Here is a 14,417-nt window from a genome sequence, read left to right on the forward strand (position 1 = left end):
TAAAATTTAAAGCTCCGCTTGCTCTCCTGAAAAGCTCAAGCGGGGCTCCATCCCTAAAATTACTGCGGCCTGCACCAGACGCTTACGAATCATTTCCGACACTAGTGCACGCATCTTCTCATCCACATCAAAATTGACGCTTCCGCCGCGTATTTCCAGCCTTGAATATTTTAACAAATCAGCTGAACGCGCTGAAAAATGCGCACCCAAACGCATCAATGCCCCTAGTCCACGCGCTTGCCCCGCGACTTCCCCACTCAATAGCCGAGCCGAAATTGAATGCTCAAAACTGCGCTGATAGCGACTAGCTACAGCCAATGCGACTGCCGCGCGATCTTGATGCGTCCATCCGGTTAAAGGTGCCGTCACCAGAAATTCAAAAGCCATTTCAGCACGATAGTCAGGGTGCATCCGCGACCCAACATCCGCTGCTAAACATGCAGCTTCTGCCAACCTCTCGGGAAGAGTAAATTTTGCAGCCTGTTTGAGCCACTGCGCCAATGTCGCTCCAAACTCCCAATTTGATGGTGTGTCCGCAATCATCGCCTGCATACCAGTAATCAACGGATCTTTACGTTGTGTGCCTTCATCCATTTTTTCAAAAACCAAGCCCTCACGCACTCCATATGAGCTTGTGACGACGGTTTTAAAATCTCCAGCCCGCAATACCCCATTCAACACCGCTGCCGCCGAAGGTAGGGTTTGTGCACGTTTGGACGAAACGATATGCATTAGCGCCAGCATTTTTTTATCCGGAGCTTGAAGCTGTTCTGTTAAGGTCAATAATTCTTGCGCATCAATATGATAGGCTTGAAGAATACGTAATGGATACTCGTTTATCTCCATATGCATACGCGCAATGGCACGCCACGCACCGCCCACCATATACAGTGTATCCATGGAATTATTCAATTCCGCAGAACTTTCAAGTTCAGCATCAATCTTCTTGCGCAATTTCTTAGATAGCGTCACGAAACTAGATGGTCCAGGTGTTGAGCTTTCCGCCTGCTTCAGCCATTCAGGAGGCAATAATGCTAAAGGACCAAGTGGATATGTGGTTCCAGTCGTATAATAACCATCATTAATAATAGACAATTCAAGACTTGAACCGCCAAGATCTCCACTAACACCATGTGCTATTGGTTGCTGTGCGATGACACCAGTAGCCGCCAATCGTGCTTCATCAGCACCGGTCATGACTTTAATATTCAAGCCAATTTCTTCACGAACTCGCGCGCAAAATTCAGCGCCATTGGTTGCATCACGTACAGCGGCGGTCGCAAAAGGAAGTTCTTCATCAACCCCTTGCGCTTGCATTGCGGCTTTAAATCGAGCCAATGCAGACATTGCCGCCTCAAGCCCTTCTGGGTTTAACACACCACTTTCGGTTAAACCTCGTCCTAAACCAGCAAGCACTTTCTCATTGAAACGCGCTTGCATGGACCTCCCGACAACATCGTAAATCACCAAACGCACCGAGTTTGAGCCAATATCAATTACCCCAACACGACGCGCTTTTGTCGTAAATTTAGGATAGGATGACTTGTTCAAAACATCGGCAAAATTCATATTCTCATGCCTTAGGCCTGTGGTTTCAATTTAGGAGGCGGTGCATATTCTAAAGCACTTCCACGTCCTGACAGACTGTGGTTCTCCATAAAATACTCATGAACATTAAATGGTTCGTCTTCGCTTTGTTCACTTTCATCAAGCGTATCAATTACGCGAACAAAACCACCATTGGACTGAAGAGACCAACTTTGCATACGGTCATTCAAATTCGCAATCATTATCTGGTCTAGAATTTGGCGATGGACTGTTGGGTTCTCAATGAGAGTCATTGCTTCGACACGTCGGTCTAAATTGCGTGGCATCCAGTCAGCGGAAGTCATATAAACTTTCGCATTTGGTGATGGTAGGCCATGCCCATTCCCAAAACAAACAATACGCGAATGCTCCAAGAAACGACCTACAATCGACTTCACTTCAATGGAATCTGACAATCCCGGCACTCCAGGACGCAAACAACAAATTCCTCGAATAACAAGTTCAATTGTTACACCTGCTTGACTCGCTTCATAAAGCTTGTCGATGAGTTCAGGGTCAACAAGGGAATTCATTTTGGCCCAGATTGCTGCTAGACGCCCTGCTTTTGCATGCGCTATCTCATCATCTATATGCTGCAACATGGCTGACTTCATGTTCAAAGGAGACATGAATATTTTTTCCAGCTTATCTGGCTCAGCATTTCCAGTTACATAATTAAATAACCGCCCTGCATCACGCCCAAAAGCAGGTGCTGCTGTAAATAGCGACAAATCAGTATAAATGCGGGCTGTTATGGGGTGGTAGTTACCTGTTCCAAAATGGGTATATGACCGCAATTCACCGTTTTCACGACGCACAACAAGACTAACTTTTGCATGCGTTTTATACTCAACAAAACCATAAACGACTTGAACACCTGCACGCTCTAAATCACGCGCCCAGCGCATATTCGCTTCTTCGTCAAAGCGCGCTTTGATTTCGATCAACGCCGTTACGTTTTTTCCAGCTTCCGCCGCCTCAATTAAAGCAGCAATAATTGGGCTATTTTTCGATGTACGATAGAGCGTCTGTTTAATCGCAACAACATTCTCATCTGCTGCAGCTTGGCGAATAAAGCCGACCACTACATCAAAACTCTCATAAGGATGATGGACGAGAATATCTTTCTCACGAATGGCAGCGAAAAAATCACCATTGTGCTCGCGAATACGCTCGGGAAAACGTGGTTCATAAGGCGCAAATAATAGCTCTGGGCGACGCTTGTCGATAATATCGCCCAACTGAGACAAACCTAAAATTCCATCAACGTCTACAACGTCTTGTTCTTCAGCACCTATGGCTTTGATCAGAAATTGTTTTAGAGAATCAGGAGCGTTAGCCTCTATGGTCATACGAACCAAACGCCCACGGCGACGGCGCTTTAGTAAAATTTCAAACTCTCGAATTAGATCTTCAGCTTCATCTTCAACTTCAATATCGCTGTCCCTTACAATACGAAAAACACAGCGTGCTTTCTCAGTACAATCAGGAAACAGCATATCAAGGAAATGCGGAATGGTGTTTTCCAAGGAAATAAAACGACGCGTCACCTTTCCGTTTTGGTCTTCTTTCTCAGGTAGCTCAATAAAACGATCAACTTGAGTTGGAATAGGCACTAAAGCTTGAAACGGCGTATTTGCGCCTTTTTTAAGAAGAGTAAAACCAATCGCAAACCCTAGGTTTGGGATGAATGGAAATGGATGCGCAGGATCAATTGCAAGAGGTGTTAAGAGCGGAAACACACGATCTGTGAACATCTCTTTCAGCGCTGCTCGCTCACTCTCCTCAAGTTCATCATGCTTAATTATTTCAATACCCGTTTCTCTGAGCTCCTTACTCAAAGAGACATACAAGCGCTGCTGGTCACGCATTAGCGCACCTGCACGTTCATTTATTCGTTCTAATTGTTCGCTAGGAGTGAGCCCATCTAAACTTGGTTTTGTAACACCCGCCCTCATGTATTCACGCAATCCTGCTACACGAACCATATAAAATTCATCGAGATTATTTGCGGATATCGATAAGAAACGTAAGCGCTCCAGCAATGGGTGACGCAAATTTTCGGCTTCTTCTAAAACGCGGTAATTAAAATTCAACCATGATAATTCGCGATTAAAGAAACGAGATGGGGATGTTTTTAGATCTTCCATAGGAATTTCAGACTTAGTTGAAGTTTCATCAAGGGAGACAACTCTGGTCGGGCGCTTACGGCGAGTGGGTTTGCGAGTTTCCGTTTGAGACGTCATATTCTTTTGCCTATCGTTGACACATAACTAGTCTGTATCGAATTGTTGTTCCAAAGCCTTTAACGCTTTACCTGCTGTTTTCTTATTGAGCGCCTTACCATCAGCAACTTGCTCAAGTTTCTCAACAATTTGGTCAATGACAGTGTAACTCCTGCCAAGCCTAAGCGTGAGATAATCCGCAGATGCCTCCGGCAGCTTCATAAAACGAGACTTACACGCAGACACCAAACGAATTTTGAAAGTCTTCTCATCTAATGATGCAATTTTTACGACAGGAAGGGCAGAAAGACGAGATTGAAGGTCTAAAGGGCTCATATTCCAGCTTGATGGGTCGGTTGATCCAGAAAAAAGTAGAAAAGCACCACGATTCTTACAGAGATTCATCGCGGCTAATAAGGAAGCACCATTTTCACATAAATCAGCATTATCGACCACTAGCGCTTTTAAAGACAAATTTGAAACTTCATCAATATCAGCGCGCCCCAGATCGAGACCTGTTACGTATGCAGCTCCAGTATCCTCTGCCCATTTACGAAGAATTCTGGTTTTGCCAGCCCCAGCCTCTCCAACAACGCACATTTGGCGCTCTGGCCAATACTCCCAACGAGAGAGCGTTGTACTTACGTCTTCAATAGCCGGAGTCGGCAATAGTGGTTCCAAATTCTCGTCGAGTTTAGGAAAATCTAAAACCAATTGCTTCGTTTTACTGACCTCTGTGCGAGGGTGTTTTGAAATCATTGGAAAGAAACAGGCTCCAATAACCAACCATAGTCATCTGAAGACAGTAACACTCCACTCGCGCGCAACTCAGCTGCAAGCTGGTCCGGACGTCCGGCAAACGAAAACGACACGTCAGCTCCTTGGACCGTTACATTTTCAACGAGTACGTTTTTGACAAGTCTGGAGTTCTTCAAGCCTTTTTGAACAGCAACCCACCCTTGTTGGTTATTATAACGCACAATCACGGATACAGATGTTTCCCCGATTGCGCGTACAATGTTTTGCGCTTTCCATGTACCTTCTAGGTAGGAAATCGCGCCAGATTTTGCTTGCTCCAAGTCTGGAAATGGACCTGCTGTTCCTATCGGTAGGCGTCCTGTGTATTCCTGACGCACATCATAAAGATCAACAAAATAATTAGTTCCAACCAATTTTGCGCGCGCAACCACACCTCTAAGCGCTGACATACGGTAAGCTTCTTCAGCTATATCATCCCAATTGACATCATTTAGATAAATTGCTTCGGATGTGACATAGGGTGACAGCACATTCTTATCGACGCTATTTCCCCAAACCATAGCCCATTCATCTGGATTTACACCATTTTCAACTTCAGGAATTAGCAAAGCCAATGAGGCCTGACTATCAACAAATGGAATGTCATACACACGTAAAAAAGCTTTTACCGCACGTTCATCAAATTTTACCGCCAATATCCCAATATAGTGATTGGCAGATTGTTTCTCGTCTTGCACATCTACAGCCGCAGCTAATCTTGCCGCAACACTACTATTGATAGTCAAACCTCTAGCGGCTGAACGGTCTTCCGAGAGTGTTATGCGCTGCAATAAACGGTTGGCCCCTTTGACCCGCGCCTCATCAAAGGCTTTCGCCCTTGCCTCTATAGTTGTTGCCGCAGTTGCATCCACGGCAATATCTGTCACCAGATATACATCAGCGTAACTTGCACCTATGGCGAGCCAAAGCATCGACACAGCAGCAACAAAAGAGCGAGCAAAACGATTCATGGTAAATCTGATACCAGTCAAATGTGCCAGATCAAAGACGTTTTGCATGTATAAAGTCGGAAAAACACATTGATTTATTGCAATGGATGGCCAAACCTTCCCAAAACTTCGATTCCGCCACTGGCGAAGCCCTTCAGCACATGTTAATGGCGCGACCCATGACAACCAATGATAAAACCCCGCTCACCTATAAAGCCGCTGGCGTCGACATTGATGCAGGCGATGCGCTTATAGATAAAATTAAACCTCTTGCAGCGATGACTCGTCGTGCAGGCGCAAATGCTGACCTTGGTGGTTTTGGCGGCGTCTTCGACCCTAAAGCTGCTGGATTTAAAGACCCTGTGCTTGTGTCTGGAACAGACGGTGTTGGCACAAAGCTTAAATTGGCTTTTGAAACCAACAAGCACGACACTATCGGAATCGATCTTGTCGCGATGTGTGTCAATGATGTGCTTGCCCAAGGTGCCGAGCCGCTTTTCTTCCTCGATTATTTTGCGACAGGACACCTTGAAACAGGTGTAGCAGAACAAGTCGTGACCGGAATTGCCAATGGTTGTAAAGAATCAGGCTGCGCACTTATTGGCGGTGAAACAGCTGAAATGCCTGGCATGTATCAAGACGGCCATTACGATCTTGCAGGATTTGTTGTTGGCGCTGCCGAACGTGGCTCCCTTCTCCCTGATACGGATGCAATGAAAGCGGGTGATACGCTCATCGCCATTGCTTCTTCGGGCCCCCACTCAAACGGGTATTCATTGGTGCGTCGCGTTGTTGAGCGATCAGGTCTTGCACTTACAGATGCATCTCCATTTTCTGACGGCACTTTAGGAGAAGCACTCCTCACACCGACAAAGCTATATGTATCTGCGTTAAAACCTTTGCTCAATGATAAGCTGATAAAAGGTTTAGCACACATTACAGGTGGTGGGATAACTGAAAACACACCCCGCATGTTACCAAAGACATTAGCGCCTGCCATCGACTTTGATAAAATCCAAATTCTTCCCGTGTTCAAATGGATGCAGGAAGTTGGCGCTATTGAAACGGCTGAAATGCGCCGCACATTCAATATGGGCGTAGGCATGATTGCAGCAGTTGCACCAGATAACGCACAAACGGTTGTGGACCGCCTAAATGCAGCTGGTGAAACAGCATATGTGATTGGCGAGCTGGCAGACGCATGAACGTGCCTGTGAACGATCTTCCTGAATACAACCCGACACGGTTGGCGATCTTCATATCTGGTACAGGCTCCAACATGGAAGCCCTGCTGGAAGCATGTGAAGAGGATGATTATCCAGCCAAACCTGTCCTCGTGCTTGCCAACAAAGCATCCGCTGGCGGACTTGAAAAAGCTAAAGCGCGCGGCATTCAAACTGTCGTCGTAGATCACAAAGTCTTTGGCGGTGATCGTGAAGCATTTGAACACGCTATACAGGCAGAGCTAGAGAAGCACGATGTTGAATTTATCGCGCTTGCAGGTTTTATGCGTGTGCTTACACCTTGGTTTATTGGCAAATGGGAAGGGAAAATGATCAATATTCACCCTTCTCTTCTGCCCAGCTTTCCCGGCCTACACACACATCAGCGCGCTATTGCCGCAAAATGCCGCCTTCACGGGTGCTCGGTGCACTATGTGACAGCAGGTGTCGATGAGGGGCCAATCATTGGACAGGCAGCTGTGCCGATTTTCCCTGACGACACGCCCGACACATTGGCAGCGCGTGTGCTTGTGGCAGAACACAAACTCTACCCTGCATGCCTAGAAGCTGCTGTAAGTGATGATCAAAACTCATCTTACGTGCAAATGAGCGATGATCCAGACGCGCCTTTTATTATCTCAGCGCCTTAAGCAATCAAATACAAACAAAACTATCTGCACGAGGCAAATGCCTCTGCAGGTATAAAAGGTATTGCCGCGAAGGGCGCGAGGCGCACATTCAGTCAGCGTAGTAATACTGGCACAAGGCCAGCGAGGAAGTGCTGCCCGAAGGCGCGCCTCGTAGAGTGGTTTAGCCTATTCCAAGACCGCTAGGAGAGGCGGGACATAGTCCCCTCAAACATCTGACGCGCGCAGGCGAAATGACACCCTTGCACCGGTTTCTCCCCGGCCCTGCCACCTTCCGAATACACCGCTGCACCCGATGGTTTGGCAAGCCCACTCTTCCACCCCGACACGTCGGTCGCGAGCCGCCCTAATGGGATGGATAACAAGCATTATGGCGCATAATATTGGGAGGGGGATAAGTTTTAGGAAATTAGCCTAAAACTTGAGAAAGCAAACCTGCAAAAGTTGCAAAAATTCTATGCCTTGTCGCTTCCGCCAGGAGTTCAAACAGCCCGATCCAAAGCGGTAATTTAACTATAAGCTTTCCAACTTCACTCCCAGAAGATTTTATCGCCGAATCTAAAAACAAACTTCCTTTTTCCACGATGAAAATTCCGATTTTTTTTAAAGCGTCCGCAATGCTGGATGACAATGCTCCACCGAAATTAACAAGCGCTCCTCGCATATATGAGAAAGGTCGCCAATTTTGTATACCACTGCGTTGGATAGCTAATTCAACTTTTTCATTAAGCAGCTCAAAAAATTCAACCGTTTCGGCAGCAACCTCATCTTTAAGCTCTTTAAGGTTTTGAATAATCTGGGCAGCCTGTTGAGATAGTTTTTTATCTTCAACAGTAGGTGGGCCATCAGGCGGTTGAACTTCAATAGTTTTGCCTAGTTCATCATTCTCCATAAAACGCAAGAATACTGATACAACATCTGCTAAAAGCTCATTTACAGATATTGGCAGAGGGGTTGCTTCGAAATCTCTTTCACTTTCTGAAAGGTTTTGAATTCTCCTATCTGCCTTGAGCAATGTTTCAAGCGTATGGCCTTCAACAGAAGCAGCAAGAATATCTGTTTCAGACAAATTTTTTCCCAAAGCTTTTCTCAGCAATCCGCCAAATTGCTCTACCCGTCGTACACTTTGTCCTGAACTAGATGCACATTCATCACTCAAGCAATTTAACCGAAGAAGAAGAGATGAATGAAGGTAATTTTGATCCTCAACAATGATGGGGGATGAAACTGACTTTTCAACAGAAACTGGAATTACTTGGGTAAAATTAGGTTCAGTTGAAGATTGTTCAAATAATTCGATCAAATTTACTGATAAATCTTCATGGTGGTCAGCTTCTAATGAGTAAAGCCCGCGCCCAACACGAAAAACCTCTCCATTAGCAGTCAACTCATTTAAGCGTCCGCGAATAGAGGAATTACTAGTATCGTAACCCGCATCAAAAAAGGCTGAAATAAATTCTGAAATTGAGACAGGCTCTTTTTTATTATTAAGGTAGTCGAGAATAAAACTCTTCATGGAGGGGAGGTCTAGAACTTCATCATTTTCGATATTTACAAAAAACTGACCTGATTGATGCACCTCAATAATATTTGAGATCTTTTCCATAACGTCGTCCGGCTCACCTTCCCAAAATACTTCAGGTTGATTAACTACATGATTTATGAGTAAGTCATTCAATGGCTTTGAGCCTCCTTTGTAAAACTCATCATACCATTCTGACAACATCTGCCAGTTTGTTCCCCACTCCTGCTCGGTCTTATCTACCATGAGCGCAAACGCGACACTGGTTCGTACTGGCGGTAACAGTTCATGCCAAAGACGCGCTTCCTTTAGCTTTGAAACGTCTCCGGTTTCAAAAAGAAGAGAGCAATCGAGACTTAAAACTCGCCAAAACTCGCTCGTTGGTCTGCTAAAGATGGATGCAGCTTCATAAGCAGCGATAACAGCAGCAGCAGCCGAGCGATCGGGAACGGCGGCGGCATCAGCTGCGGCAACTGCGGCGTCAAAAGCGGCGGAGGCAGCGTCAGCAGCGGCGGAGGCTACGAAAGAACCAGCCAAACGAACTGGCACGTAGGAGGCGGAGGTGTTCGCATCAACACCGGTTTGTGCACGCAGTACTGCTCGAAAACACTGAAGAGCAAAATTCTTTTCAGAATCAAAAACTAATGGCAGGACACGAAGTGCACAGCGTTGTGCAAGAACAACACTCCATTCTTTCGGTTTATAATCAAGCCAATCTTTAAATTCTTTTTGACTGGTTATGTTCAGCTCAAAAGCCATATGCCCTGTCCCCCTCGCATTGAATAAATCTAAACGCTTCGTCTTTAGCGTGCAAACAAAATGTTGATCTTATATTCCTCATAGCTGTCACCCCGCATTTATTGCGGGGCCTATCCATCGACATTCCTATTGCTGAAACATGGGTTCCGGTCTTGCCGTCTGCGCCGACAAACCGGAATGACAGACTAGTGAAATAGCAAGTTGGCTAGGCGTAAAACCTTGAGACAAATTACAAACCTATACGCCATCACTGCAGAACACTGCCACGTGCGAGGTAAACACTGTCACCCCGCATTTATTGCGAGGCCTATCCATCGACATTCCTATTGCTGAGACATGGGTTCCGGTCTTGCCGTCTGCGCCGACAAACCGGAATGACAGTTTAAAAGCTATGATTTAGCTCTCATTTGTTCGGGCAATTCATTGCCGCTAAGTTTGCCGTCTTTATTTTGATCTTTATTGCCAAAAATCCAAAGATACACAGATACGAGCTCATCGGCATTGAAGGTTTCATCTCCGTCCGCATTGAATTTATCCCATACATCTTTTGGGAAAGATGATTTACTTTTGCCTAGCCATTCTACTTTGGTAAGGATTCCATCTTTATTTTTGTCGCGAAAGTTGAACTGGCGGTCAGCCTCAAACAGCACGTATTCTTCGGCTGTAAGCGCCCCGTCGCCATCGGTATCTGCTGCTGGTAGCGGCAAAGGGTTTGCAGCATTTGCAACGCCTACTCCCAAGCTTGAAATCAAAAATCCAGCTATGATTGTTTTTCTCAATAACATGTTTCACTCCCAATAAAATGCACCGGCGTCTTTCTTGATCACGCTCTGGTTGAGTTTATCATGATAACGCACAAAACATCTGTCAACGAGATTCATCATATGTATATTGCAGCTAGCCACGACTTGCTGCTGTTGGCGGGTGCGGAATGACTACAAACAGTTTACGTCAACGACTGCCAGATAGATTCTTAATCGCTTTGCCTATGCCATCGACGGTGAGCGGGTACATGCGATCGCCTATAATTTCGCGGATCATGTGGTTGGATTGTGTATGCTGCCAATAGCGTTCGGGTTCTGGATTTATCCATGCGAGTTTAGAATACACATCGGCTAGCCTTTGCAACCACACAGCCCCCGCCTCTTCATTCATATATTCAGAGGCACCGCCGACCATCGCGATTTCATAAGGTGACATTGCTGCATCCCCCACAACAATAACCTTATAATCATGAGGATAGGTGTGAAGAATATCCCATGTGTTTAAACGCTCGGTCCAACGGCGGGAATTGTCTTTCCACACATAATCGTAAAGGCAATTATGAAAGTAAAAATACTCCATGTGTTTAAACTCTGCGCGGGCAGCAGAGAATAATTCTTCAACAAGTTTGACATATGGGTCCATAGAACCGCCAACATCAAAAAAGATGAGCACTTTGACGACATTGCGCCGTTCGGGACGCATTTTAATATCCAGATATCCAGAGCGTGCTGTCGCATCGATTGTGTTTTTGAGGTCAAACTCTTCTTCGGCACCTGCGCGGGCAAACTGACGTAATTTTCGCAATGCCATTTTGAGGTTTCGTGTGCCCAGCTCTAAACTGTCATCAAGGTCTTTAAACTCTCGCTTATCCCACACTTTGACAGCGCGTTTATGCCGGCTTTCATTTTGTCCAATGCGAATGCCTTCAGGATTATAGCCATAAGCCCCAAAGGGCGACGTTCCGGCTGTGCCTATCCATTTATTGCCGCCTTGGTGACGCTTTTCTTGCTCTTCTAAACGTTTTTTGAGCGTCTCCATAAGCTTGTCCCAGCCCCCGAGAGCTTCGATCTGAGCTTTTTCTTCATCGGTGAGGAATTTCTCAGTGAGCTTACGGAGCCAATCTTCTGGGATATCTGTTTCCAGTCCCTCATTGACGTTCTCTAAGCCTTTGAACACATGGCCAAAGACGCGATCAAACTTATCAAGATTACGCTCGTCTTTTACCAAGCTAGCGCGGGCAAGATAATAAAAGTTCTCTATTTTTTTATCAGCAAGGTCAGCATCCATCACCTCAAGGAACATAAGATATTCCTTGACTGAGACGGGTAAGCCCGCTGACTTCAACTCATAAAAAAACTTGATAAACATATCGCGCCAATCGGCTATTGAAGATGGGTTTAACGCTCACGCCGCGCCATGAATGCTAGACGCTCAAAGAGATGAATGTCCTGCTCGTTTTTGAGCAATGCGCCATGTAGAGGCGGAATGGTTGTGCGTGTATCTTTCGAGCGCAACGTGTCTGGGTCCATATCTTCCGACATAAGCAGCTTTAGCCAGTCTATAAGCTCAGATGTAGATGGTTTCTTTTTAAGGCCAGGAACATCGCGCATCTCATAAAAAGTTTCTAAGGCCGCTGCGACGAGGCGTTTTTGAATATTGGGAAAATGCACATCGACAATTGATTGCATTGTGTCTGGATCAGGAAATTTAATGAAGTGAAAGAAACAACGACGCAGGAACGCATCTGGCAGTTCTTTTTCATTGTTGGATGTGATTATCACAAGCGGACGTTTTACGGCTTTGATGGTTTCGCCTGTTTCGTAGACGAAAAATTCCATACGATCCAATTCTTGCAGCAAATCGTTTGGAAATTCGATGTCGGCTTTGTCGATCTCATCAATCAGCAAAATAGGCTGATCTTCGGATACAAAGGCTTCCCACAACTTACCGCGTTTAATGTAATTGCTGACATCCGCCACTTTGGGATCACCCAATTGGGAATCGCGTAAACGCGATACAGCGTCATACTCATACAAACCCTGCTGTGCTTTGGTGGTGGATTTGATGTGCCATTCAATTAGAGGACGACCAAGTGATTGCGCAACTTCATGGGCTAAAACTGTTTTACCAGTTCCCGGTTCCCCTTTAATAAGAAGCGGACGCTCCAACGCAATTGCGGCATTCACTGCGACCTGCAAATCTTCAGTGGCGACATAGGTATCAGATCCTGCAAATTTCATGGGGCATATTCCTTTATTGACACGATTGGACAATAGGTATGATGCACCGCAACATCAATACTTACCTAGGGTAAGTACAAATGTCTGTTAGATAAAACCTGCCTTTTCCTAACCCAGCGGGTCTTCGGGCTCTATTTGATAGAGCTCTATCGTCTTTCCGTCTGGATCAACCTCTTTAAGTGCGACCGGATATCCCCACAGGTTTGCAAGGTGTCGCAAAACTCGCCACGTGTCATCTTCATCCAGCAATACACCTTCCGAGACATGGTGCGTTAGGTTGAGGCACCGATCTCCGGCTAGGTCGACATCACAAACTTGAATATTCGGGTCGGATCGCGACACATCATAATCACGAGAGAGCGCGCGCCGTACTTTTAGATATCCGCGCTCATCATGAATAGCCGCAACCTCAATTTCCTCTTCATCACTATCATCGACGATATGAAACAAACCTAATTTGCGGATGAGATGAGGCGAAAGGTATTGCAGGACAAAACTTTCATCTCTGAAATTAGCCCAAATATCTTTGAGCACTTGCATATGATTGCCCTTGCCTGCGAAATCAGGAAACCATTCCAGATCTTCTTCGGTTGGCTGAGTACAAATGCGTTCAATGTCTTCGCACATAGCAAACCCTAATGCATATGGGTTGATGCCATTAAATCGCGGATCATTATAATCTGGCTGCATCACAACACCTGAGTGAGAATGCAGAAATTCCATGAACTGCCCGTCGGAAATTTGTCCCTTTTCATGCAAGCGCGTCATGATGCGATGATGGGTATAGGTCGCGCAGCCTTCATTCATCATTTTGGTTTGGCGTTGCGGATAGAAATACTGCGCTATTAAACGCACTATCCTAAGTATTTCGCGCTGCCATGGCGCAAGGCGCGGAGCCGTTTTTTCTAAGAAGTATAGAATATTCTCTTCTGGAAGCCCCAATATCTCACGTTGCCTAGCTTCCATCGCATCATCAATGCTTACCTTTTTTCCCTCTCCCTCAGGTACAGTACGCCAAAGATCATTGAACAACGCCTCCCCATGTTCACGCCGTACGCGTTCACGGTCTGCTTCATCAGCGAGACTAAGTTTTCGTTTACGTGGGTAGCGATGAATACCATGCGATTGCAGCGCGTGCGCAGCATCAATCATGCGCTCAACTGCAGCTGGTCCGTGTTGGTCTTCGCATTTGGCGATATAGGCTTTCGCAAAGGAAAGATAATCAATAATGCCGCTTGCATCTGTCCATTGCTGGAAGACATAATTATTCTTGAAAAAATGCGAATGACCAAATGCAGCATGCGCGATCACCAGTGTCTGCATAGTGGCGGAATTTTCTTCCATAATATAGCAAACACATGGATCAGAATTGATGACGATCTCATAGGCCAAGCCCTGAAACCCTTTTCGATACATGCTCTCATTGTAAGCATAATGTTTTCCAAAGCTCCAATGATGATAAAAAAGCGGCATACCAGTTGACGCGTAGGCGTCTAGCATTTGCTCAGACGTAATAACTTCAATCTGGCTAGGGTATGGGTCTAGCCCCATTTCTCCAATCGCAATGTCTTCAATCGCATTATAAACTTTATCAATAAGCGGAGCGTCCCACTCGGAACCTGTAAAGAGCAAACTTGCTTCTTTATTTGCAGGAATAGTGTCGCGACTTTTGTTCTTTTTTGTTTTAGTTTGTGCGGTCAT

General features: G+C 45.7%; 11 protein-coding genes. 2 read left to right on the plus strand and 9 right to left on the minus strand.

Annotated features, from left to right (window positions below; genetic code table 11):
• Nucleotides 1-6: 6 nt before the first annotated feature.
• Genes ACFQS8_RS04090 through ACFQS8_RS04105 form a run of 4 tightly spaced genes read right to left on the minus strand, consistent with a single transcriptional unit; the run spans nucleotide 7 to nucleotide 5,581 of the window.
• Nucleotides 7-1,569: a Ppx/GppA phosphatase family protein gene (locus tag ACFQS8_RS04090; protein ID WP_382165972.1), complete on the minus strand. Its 1,563-nt coding sequence runs from the start codon at nucleotides 1,567-1,569 to the stop codon at nucleotides 7-9.
• Between the two features lie 11 nt (nucleotides 1,570-1,580).
• The gene (locus tag ACFQS8_RS04095) at nucleotides 1,581-3,833 is read right to left on the minus strand and encodes an RNA degradosome polyphosphate kinase (protein WP_382165974.1); all 2,253 of its coding nucleotides are present in this window, start codon (nucleotides 3,831-3,833) and stop codon (nucleotides 1,581-1,583) included.
• A 27-nt stretch (nucleotides 3,834-3,860) separates the two neighbouring features.
• Nucleotides 3,861-4,571: a P-loop NTPase family protein gene (locus ACFQS8_RS04100; RefSeq protein WP_382165976.1), complete on the minus strand. Its 711-nt coding sequence runs from the start codon at nucleotides 4,569-4,571 to the stop codon at nucleotides 3,861-3,863.
• Nucleotides 4,568-5,581, minus strand: a complete 1,014-nt coding sequence (locus tag ACFQS8_RS04105) for a hypothetical protein (RefSeq protein WP_382165977.1) — start codon at nucleotides 5,579-5,581, stop codon at nucleotides 4,568-4,570. Before ACFQS8_RS04105 ends, ACFQS8_RS04100 begins: the two co-directional genes overlap by 4 nt.
• Before the next feature lie 158 nt (nucleotides 5,582-5,739).
• On the opposite strand from ACFQS8_RS04105, the gene purM reads away from it, so the two are divergent.
• Both purM and purN read left to right on the plus strand, forming a co-directional pair.
• The gene (gene purM, locus ACFQS8_RS04110) at nucleotides 5,740-6,765 is read left to right on the plus strand and encodes a phosphoribosylformylglycinamidine cyclo-ligase (RefSeq protein WP_382165979.1); all 1,026 of its coding nucleotides are present in this window, start codon (nucleotides 5,740-5,742) and stop codon (nucleotides 6,763-6,765) included.
• The gene (purN, locus tag ACFQS8_RS04115) at nucleotides 6,762-7,433 is read left to right on the plus strand and encodes a phosphoribosylglycinamide formyltransferase (RefSeq protein ID WP_382165981.1); all 672 of its coding nucleotides are present in this window, start codon (nucleotides 6,762-6,764) and stop codon (nucleotides 7,431-7,433) included. Before purM ends, purN begins: the two co-directional genes overlap by 4 nt.
• A 406-nt stretch (nucleotides 7,434-7,839) precedes the next feature.
• On the opposite strand, the gene ACFQS8_RS04120 is transcribed toward purN, so the two are convergent.
• The 5 genes from ACFQS8_RS04120 to ACFQS8_RS04140 form a co-directional block, all read right to left on the minus strand.
• Entirely contained in the window at nucleotides 7,840-9,711 is a 1,872-nt protein-coding gene (locus ACFQS8_RS04120) for a hypothetical protein (protein ID WP_382165983.1), read from the minus strand.
• A 389-nt stretch (nucleotides 9,712-10,100) separates the two neighbouring features.
• On the minus strand, nucleotides 10,101-10,496 hold the full coding sequence (locus ACFQS8_RS04125; protein WP_382165985.1) for a CREC-EF hand family protein: 396 nt from the start codon (nucleotides 10,494-10,496) through the stop codon (nucleotides 10,101-10,103).
• A gap of 166 nt (nucleotides 10,497-10,662) precedes the next feature.
• Nucleotides 10,663-11,844 carry a vWA domain-containing protein gene (locus tag ACFQS8_RS04130; protein WP_382165987.1) on the minus strand — a complete coding sequence of 394 codons (1,182 nt, stop codon included), beginning with the start codon at nucleotides 11,842-11,844 and terminating at the stop codon, nucleotides 10,663-10,665.
• A 29-nt stretch (nucleotides 11,845-11,873) separates the two neighbouring features.
• Nucleotides 11,874-12,716, minus strand: coding sequence for an AAA family ATPase (locus ACFQS8_RS04135; protein WP_382165989.1), 843 nt, complete (start codon nucleotides 12,714-12,716; stop codon nucleotides 11,874-11,876).
• A gap of 108 nt (nucleotides 12,717-12,824) precedes the next feature.
• On the minus strand, nucleotides 12,825-14,417 hold the full coding sequence (locus ACFQS8_RS04140; RefSeq protein ID WP_382165991.1) for a SpoVR family protein: 1,593 nt from the start codon (nucleotides 14,415-14,417) through the stop codon (nucleotides 12,825-12,827).

This window comes from Hirschia litorea, from assembly GCF_042665075.1.
GTDB classification, from domain to species: Bacteria; Pseudomonadota; Alphaproteobacteria; order Caulobacterales; family Hyphomonadaceae; genus Hirschia; species Hirschia litorea.

Coding starts and splice junctions, on each gene's coding strand:
- ACFQS8_RS04090 (WP_382165972.1), bottom strand. CDS start 1,569: ATGAATTTTGCCGATGTTTTGAACAAGTCATCCTATCCTAAATTTACG.
- ACFQS8_RS04095 (WP_382165974.1), bottom strand. CDS start 3,833: ATGACGTCTCAAACGGAAACTCGCAAACCCACTCGCCGTAAGCGCCCG.
- ACFQS8_RS04100 (WP_382165976.1), bottom strand. CDS start 4,571: ATGATTTCAAAACACCCTCGCACAGAGGTCAGTAAAACGAAGCAATTG.
- ACFQS8_RS04105 (WP_382165977.1), bottom strand. CDS start 5,581: ATGAATCGTTTTGCTCGCTCTTTTGTTGCTGCTGTGTCGATGCTTTGG.
- purM (WP_382165979.1), top strand. CDS start 5,740: ATGACAACCAATGATAAAACCCCGCTCACCTATAAAGCCGCTGGCGTC.
- purN (WP_382165981.1), top strand. CDS start 6,762: ATGAACGTGCCTGTGAACGATCTTCCTGAATACAACCCGACACGGTTG.
- ACFQS8_RS04120 (WP_382165983.1), bottom strand. CDS start 9,711: ATGGCTTTTGAGCTGAACATAACCAGTCAAAAAGAATTTAAAGATTGG.
- ACFQS8_RS04125 (WP_382165985.1), bottom strand. CDS start 10,496: ATGTTATTGAGAAAAACAATCATAGCTGGATTTTTGATTTCAAGCTTG.
- ACFQS8_RS04130 (WP_382165987.1), bottom strand. CDS start 11,844: ATGTTTATCAAGTTTTTTTATGAGTTGAAGTCAGCGGGCTTACCCGTC.
- ACFQS8_RS04135 (WP_382165989.1), bottom strand. CDS start 12,716: ATGAAATTTGCAGGATCTGATACCTATGTCGCCACTGAAGATTTGCAG.
- ACFQS8_RS04140 (WP_382165991.1), bottom strand. CDS start 14,417: ATGACCGCACAAACTAAAACAAAAAAGAACAAAAGTCGCGACACTATT.